Source organism: Paraburkholderia madseniana, assembly GCF_009690905.1.
Taxonomy (GTDB): Bacteria; Pseudomonadota; Gammaproteobacteria; order Burkholderiales; family Burkholderiaceae; genus Paraburkholderia; species Paraburkholderia madseniana.
The window spans coordinates 59,904-66,963 of the sequence record NZ_VOSW01000057.1 but is presented as its reverse complement, the minus strand read 5'-3'; the positions used below and the strand labels follow the sequence as shown (position 1 = coordinate 66,963).

The window sequence follows — 7,060 nt, the reverse complement described above, 5'->3', positions numbered from 1 at the left end:
TGCTGGTCGCGGAAGATGACGACCAGATTCTCCAGCCACGCATGACGGATCTCGTCGAACTGTTGATCCGAGAGTTCGGTGGACAGATCCACGCCGCCGATTTCCGCGCCGATCGTGTGCGTCAGCGTTCGACCCGGACGCGTCGAATGAAGCCGGTGTAGCGAGCCGGCGCTCGACCAGGCTCCGACGATCACCGACCCTGTAGTTTTTCACGCCGCTGCCGAAAATGCTCAAAATCGTGCGCGTACGCGCACGGACCTTCGCCGCTGATCACAGGACACTGCGCCAGCCGGAGCCAGGCGCGAAACTCTGTACGGGTGGGTTCAGGAATCTCGTCAATCCGGATGTAATGCACGTTATCGCTGGATACGGGGTGGTTCTGGGACAGGTCAAGGAGTTGCCGGGAAAGGATCATTGCGGATTCGTCAGGTGATGTCGGAGCAAAAAACGGGAGGAATTTACCAAATCCTGAAAGGGAGGGGTTGTGCGCAGGAGCAGATGGCGGGAGGACGGCGCCCGTCTGGCCTGCCGTTTCGGATCAAGCGCGGGTCCCGAACTTCGTGATGGGCAATAGCGCAATGCCTCGTCTGGACCTCGTCAGGTTGGGCTCGGAGCCGCGTCGACCCATGTGCCTGCGTCCCCGATGCGTACCGCCTTTGCAAGTTTTCGACAATGCCGTCCAGGCAGCGAGACGGAGATCGCCTAACGACGGTCCCTGGCACGTGTAGTTGATTTGCGAGCGGGTGCCTGGGGCAGGCGGTCGCACAGATCCTTAAGGAGATTTCCGACCCAGGTTCGATCTTCAGCACTCAACCGCTCAAGCTGGTCAGCGATCGTGCAACCGATATCAGTGGCTCTGTTTGAGCCTCGTCCCAGCAGCTTTGCGACCGGTACGTTGTAAAGCTCCGCAAGCTCGAGCAGCCGTGGAATGGTAGGCCAGTTCGCGCCTCGTTCGAAACGACTGATCGTCTCGGAGAATACGCCGAGATGTTCTGCTATCGCTGGACTCACGCTGACGCAGAGGCCTACTAGGAAAACCGCGCATGCGACGGATGCCTGGCACGCAAGGAAAGGAGGGCGATTCGGACGTGATTGCTCGCCCGCTGGGGATCTCAAGTGAAAAACTGCCGGAATCCTCGATCTTCTTGACATCAGTGGTCGCAGTGCACCTATTGCTGCACTGTCTGGCCTGCGCGACGCATGCATGTCCTTGTCTTGGTCACAAACACTTTGCATTCGAAATCGAACCCCGGCGCCGTTATGCAACGTTACTCTCGGCAAAGAAACGCCCCTTTGTTGGCGCCCCAATAAACGGCAACGCGAAAACGCCCGCACCGTAAAGAAAGTGCAGCGTTTCGTGCGCCGGTTGGTGGCTCCTCGTTGCAATGCGGCCAAAAGTGCAGACTTTCCGTCCTTTTCGCTCTGGTGCCAACGGCCTAGAAGCGCCTTCCGATAAGAAATTGAAGTTCATGCTTATTTGTGTGCCCACAATAGTTATCGACATACAAAAAGGTCCGCACTTTCCACGGCGCGGGAAGGCGCACATGACCGTAAATATGAAAGGCATCTGTCACGTTATAGTTATGTTCTATCAATAGCATTGCAAAAATCGCATTCTGTTAATGGCCTCCCTCACATATATTTTTATGTGCAGTAGGCCTGCCGACGCGGGCCATCCCGGTCCAATACACGCTACGACGTCCTCATCGGACGAAGGCTATGCGTGCCGGGTGAAAGTGCCAATACAGCAAAAAGAGCCCATCATGTGATTTCCCGACCGCCCGCCGGCGCTGGTTCGGCGATGCACCGTAGAAGCCAGGCGCCGTGGAAGAACTGGTAGTGGGTACATTCCCCAAGGAGATAGTGCATGTCAAACGATGCAAAGTGCCCGTTCAATCATGCCGCCGGAGGTGGCACGACCAACCGTGACTGGTGGCCAAAGCAGCTACGGCTGGATCTGCTTAGCCAACACTCCAGCAAGTCGGACCCGCTGGACAACGGCTTCAACTACGCCGAGGCGTTCCGGAGCCTCGATCTGGCTGCGGTGAAGAAGGATCTTGCGGCACTGATGACCGACTCGCAGGATTGGTGGCCGGCAGACTTCGGCCACTATGGTGCGTTCTTCATCCGCATGGCCTGGCACAGTGCCGGCACGTACCGCATCGGCGACGGCCGCGGTGGCGCCGGGCGTGGCCAGCAGCGGTTCGCGCCGCTCAACAGTTGGCCGGACAACGTCAGCCTCGATAAGGCTCGCCGCCTGCTGTGGCCGATCAAGCAGAAGTACGGCCAGAAAATTTCCTGGGCCGATCTGCTGATTCTTACCGGCAACGTCGCGCTCGAGACCATGGGCTTCAAGACCTTCGGCTTCGGTGGCGGTCGCGCCGACACCTGGGAGCCGGACCTGGACGTCTACTGGGGCAACGAAAAGACCTGGCTGGGCGGCGATGTCCGTTACGGCAAGGGTGCTGCCGGCAGTGACGACGAAGGCGTGGTCGTGGCCGATCCAGCACTGCACGGCAGCGAAGTCAGCCGCGACGACAACGGACGCAACCTGGAAAACCCGCTGGGCGCCGTGCAGATGGGCCTGATCTATGTCAACCCGGAAGGTCCCGACGGCAATCCTGACCCGCTCGCCGCGGCACATGACATCCGTGAAACCTTCGCGCGCATGGCCATGAACGACGAGGAAACGGTCGCGCTGATCGCCGGTGGCCACAGCTTTGGCAAGACGCACGGCGCCGGTCCTGCCGACAATGTGGGTCCGGTGCCCGAGGCCGCCGGCCTCGAGAACCAGGGGCTGGGCTGGAAGAGCAGCTTCGGCACCGGCAAGGGCGCCGACGCGATCTCCAGCGGACTGGAAGTCACCTGGACCACCACACCGACGAAGTGGGGCAACGGCTTCTTCGAGAACCTGTTCAAGTACGAATGGGAACTGACCAAGAGCCCCGCCGGCGCCAACCAGTGGGTCGCCAAGGATGCCGGCGAAACGATTCCGCACGCTTACGATGCTTCGAAGAAGCAGCGGCCGACGATGCTCACCACCGACCTCTCGCTGCGCTTCGACCCCGTCTACGAGAAGATTTCGCGGCGCTTCCTCGCGAATCCCGACCAGCTCGCCGATGCCTTCGCCCGTGCATGGTTCAAGCTCACTCACCGCGACATGGGACCGCGCGTCCGCTATCTTGGACCGGAAGTGCCCGCTGAAGAATTAATCTGGCAGGACCCCATCCCGGCGGTCGACCACGCACTGGTCAACGATCAGGACGTCGCCTCGCTCAAGCAGAAGATTCTGGCGTCAGGGCTGTCCGTTTCGCAGCTCGTGTCGACGGCATGGGCGTCGGCATCTACGTTCCGCGGCTCGGACAAGCGCGGCGGCGCCAACGGTGCACGCATTCGCCTCGCTCCGCAGAAAGACTGGGCGGTCAACCAGCCCGAGCAACTGGCGAAGGTACTGAAGGTCCTCGAAGGGATCCAGAGCGAGTTCAACGGCGCACCGTCCGGCGGCAAGAAGGTATCGCTGGCCGACCTGATCGTGCTGGCCGGTAGCGCCGGCATCGAGCAGGCCGCAAAAAGCGCAGGCCATCCGGTGACCGTGCCGTTTGCGCCGGGACGCGCGGACGCTTCGCAGGATCAGACCGACGTGGAATCCGTCGGAGCGCTTGAACCCGTCGCCGATGGTTTCCGCAACTTTCTGAAGGGCAAGTACAGTGTCCCGGCTGAGGCGTTGCTGATCGACAAGGCGCAATTGCTGACCCTGACCGCACCCGAGATGACGGCGCTCATCGGCGGCTTGCGCGCCCTGAAGGTCCAGAGCGGGCAGGATTCACATGGTGTCTTCACCAAGCGGCCGGAAACGCTGACCAACGACTTTTTCGTCAACCTGCTCGACATGGGTACGGAATGGAAACCGGTCTCCCGGGACGTGTTTGAAGGGCGCGACCGCAAAACCGGCGAGTTGAAGTGGACCGGTAGCCGCGTCGATCTGGTGTTCGGTTCACACGCCCAGTTGCGGGCGCTGTCCGAAGTCTATGCAAGCGAGGACGGGCAGGCGAAATTCGTTCGCGACTTTGTCGCAGCGTGGGTCAAGGTGATGAACCTCGACCGCTTCGACCTCGCCTGAGCGGGTGTGGGGGGCCGTCAGGGTTGCAACCCTGACGGGACTTTGCTCCACCTTGCGAAGGTAACTCTGCATGTCGCGGTGCGACTCCGGTTATATCGGAGTCGCACCGCTTTTTTTTCGGCGCCCGTGCCATACCGTGCAGCCTGAGTGACTCGAACATTCGCGTCATTACATCAGCCTGCATGATCGTCCTTCCCCTTCCTTAGTCTTCGTAGCGGCCCACTTTGGTCAGCGGCTCGACCGTTGGGTTGCGTGCGGGTGCCAGTCAGTCGATTCAGGGTTTACGCGGTGCACACATACTTGAAAAATCAAGTACACTCGGTCTCAACATGTTTGAAAAATCAAATAAATTAGCTTCTGGGACAAACCCGTGTGATGCGCCTCATCTTCCCTTTGCAGATGAGGTTGCGATGCCTTGAATTGGAGCCGATCAATGAGAAACAAGATTGCACTTGAAGAACACTTTGCGATAGACCTCACTATCGAGCAGTCGAAAATTTATGCGCCTGCCGCCGTTTGGGAAATGCTGAAGTCCAATCTGATGGACATCGAGCAGCAGAGACTCGAGCGGATGGAGCAGGGCGGAACCGAGTATTCAATCTTGTCGCTCAACTCGCCCGGCATCCAGGGTATCCCGGACATCAAGCAGGCGATCGATGTTGCGCGGCGGGCCAATGATGTCCTCGCAGAACATGTTGGCCGCCATCCATCCCGTTTGGGTGGATTTGCCGCGTTGCCTATGCAGGACCCCGAAGCGGCGGCACGTGAACTCGAGCGGAGCGTGAAGGATCTCGGATTCCACGGCTTCATGGTGAACGGCTTTTCCCAGGTGGGCGATGCGGAAAATGTCGTGTACTACGACGCCCCGCAGTACACCGATTTCTGGGCGAGCGCGGCGGCGCTCGGCAAGCCTTTCTATATGCATCCTCGCGATCCGTTGCCGTCCCGCGAACCGATCTACGACGGTTTTCCGTGGCTGACCGCGGCGACCTGGGCGTTCGCGGTTGAAACGAGCATTCACGCACTGAGGCTGATGACGTCAGGTCTCTTCGACCGCAATCCTGGGTTGCAGATGATTCTCGGCCATCTCGGCGAAGGGATTCCGTTCAACGTCTGGCGTGTCGACCACATTCTTCAAAAGGCACCACGAGGATTGCCCTGCAAGCGCAGCGTGGGCGAATACCTCAGGGAGAACGTCTACGTCACGACGAGCGGCAATTTCAGAACCCAGACGCTGCTGTCCACGATGCTGGAAATGGGCAGTGACCGGATCATGTATTCGGTCGACTATCCGTTCGAAACGCATGACGAGGCGTCCCAGTGGTTCGACACATGCTCGATCAGCGAAACCGATCGCGTGAAGATTGGACGGGAAAACGCACAGCGTTTGTTCGGTCTTGAATGATGCGAGGAATAGGAGAAATCGAATGTCCGTGACTGAATTGGCACCAGCAGAAGTGTGGCGTAACAAAATCTATAGCGGCGGATGGAAGACCGGAGGCGCGGGGACGATCCCGGTGACCGAGAAGGCGACCGGCGCGGAAATGGGATCGATTGGTTGCGCATCGGCTGCCGATGTGTCCGCCGCCGCCGCGATCGCGACCGATGCGCAACGCGCCTGGGCCGCGACGCCGGGGCCGCAGCGAGGGGATGTGTTGCGCGAGGTCGCCCGTTTGCTGGAGGTGCACAAAGAGGAGATCGCCGTTCAGATTGTCCGCGAGACCGGGTCGATACGGCCCAAGGGGCAACTGGAGGTGAAGTTGGCGATACGCGAGATTCTCGAGGCTGCAGCATTGGGCAGCCAGCCAACCGGGATGATCACGACAAGCGACGTGAAGGAGCGGCGTAGCGTAGCGCGCAGAATTCCAATGGGCGTGGTCGGCGTCATTACTCCATGGAATTCCCCGTTCATTCTGGCGGCGCGCGCCATCGCTCCTGCGTTGGCCACCGGCAATGCAGTGCTGCTCAAGCCCGACCCGCAATCGCCGGTCAGCGGCGGTGTCCTGTATGCGCGGCTCTTCGAAGCTGCGGGGCTGCCTGAGGGGCTGTTCCATGTCCTTCCCGGTGCGGCGGAAACCGGTGACGCGCTGGTCCGGGATCCGCTTGTCAACATGATCAGCTTCACGGGATCCACGCGGGTTGGGCAGGCGATCGGCGCCGTAGCAGGCGGCTTGCTCAAGCGAGCGAGCCTCGAACTCGGCGGCAAGAATCCCTACATCGTGCTTGACGACGTCGATATCGAAGCTGCGGCGAGCGCTGGAGCGTGGGGATCGTTTTTGCATCAGGGGCAAGTCTGCATGTCCGCGGGCCGGCATCTCGTTCATGAACGCATTGCTGACGCCTACATTGAAAGCCTCGTCAGGCGAACTAAGGCGCTATCGGTTGGCGACCCTTTCAAGGGCAATGTCCATCTCGGCCCCATCATCAATGAACGGCAGGCCGCAAACGTCGATCGCATCGTCGCGGAGTCTGTGAGCAAGGGCGCGAAGCTTCTCGCCGGTGGGACTCGCGACGGGCTGTTTTTTAACCCGACCGTCTTGGTGGACGTCGCGCCGGGGATGCCTGCGTTCGAGGAAGAGATTTTTGGTCCCGTCGCCGCGGTGACCGTGTTCAAGAACGATGACGAAGCGGTAATGCTCGCCAATCAGAATCGGTATGGCCTGGTGGCGGCAGTGGCTTCTTCGGATTTGCGTCGCGCCCAGCGGATTGCGGACCGACTGCACGCCGGCATCGTCCACATCAATGATCAGACGGTCATGCACGAGGTGTTTGGTCCGATGGGCGGTCTGGGTTTGTCCGGCAACGGACATAACTACAGCACCCTGACCAACATCGACCAGTTCACGGAATGGCAGTGGGTGACGAGCCGCGACGAACTTCCGGCTTATCCGTTCTAGAAAGCTGTTGTGCCGGGCTCGCCGCATACGGGCACGGATCCGC

The 7,060-nt window shown here is 60.2% G+C and carries 4 protein-coding genes and 1 pseudogene; 3 read left to right on the top strand and 2 right to left on the bottom strand.

Annotated features, from left to right (window positions below; translation table 11 throughout):
- Positions 1-194 (bottom strand): annotated as a pseudogene (locus FSO04_RS46800) (TauD/TfdA family dioxygenase); the annotation flags it as partial.
- Between the two features lie 508 nt (positions 195-702).
- A complete protein-coding gene (locus FSO04_RS48790) occupies positions 703-1,152 on the bottom strand; it encodes a helix-turn-helix domain-containing protein (RefSeq protein WP_408382637.1) in 450 nt (149 codons plus the stop codon).
- Positions 1,153-1,867: 715 nt separating this feature from the next.
- Here FSO04_RS48790 and katG point away from each other — a divergent pair.
- From katG to FSO04_RS27340, 3 genes are all read left to right on the top strand, one after another.
- Positions 1,868-4,120: a catalase/peroxidase HPI gene (katG, locus tag FSO04_RS27350; RefSeq protein WP_154564390.1), complete on the top strand. Its 2,253-nt coding sequence runs from the start codon at positions 1,868-1,870 to the stop codon at positions 4,118-4,120.
- Between the two features lie 433 nt (positions 4,121-4,553).
- Positions 4,554-5,525: an amidohydrolase family protein gene (locus FSO04_RS27345; protein WP_154564388.1), complete on the top strand. Its 972-nt coding sequence runs from the start codon at positions 4,554-4,556 to the stop codon at positions 5,523-5,525.
- A gap of 22 nt (positions 5,526-5,547) precedes the next feature.
- Positions 5,548-7,017, top strand: coding sequence for an aldehyde dehydrogenase family protein (locus FSO04_RS27340; RefSeq protein ID WP_154564386.1), 1,470 nt, complete (start codon positions 5,548-5,550; stop codon positions 7,015-7,017).
- Positions 7,018-7,060: the final 43 nt, after the last annotated feature.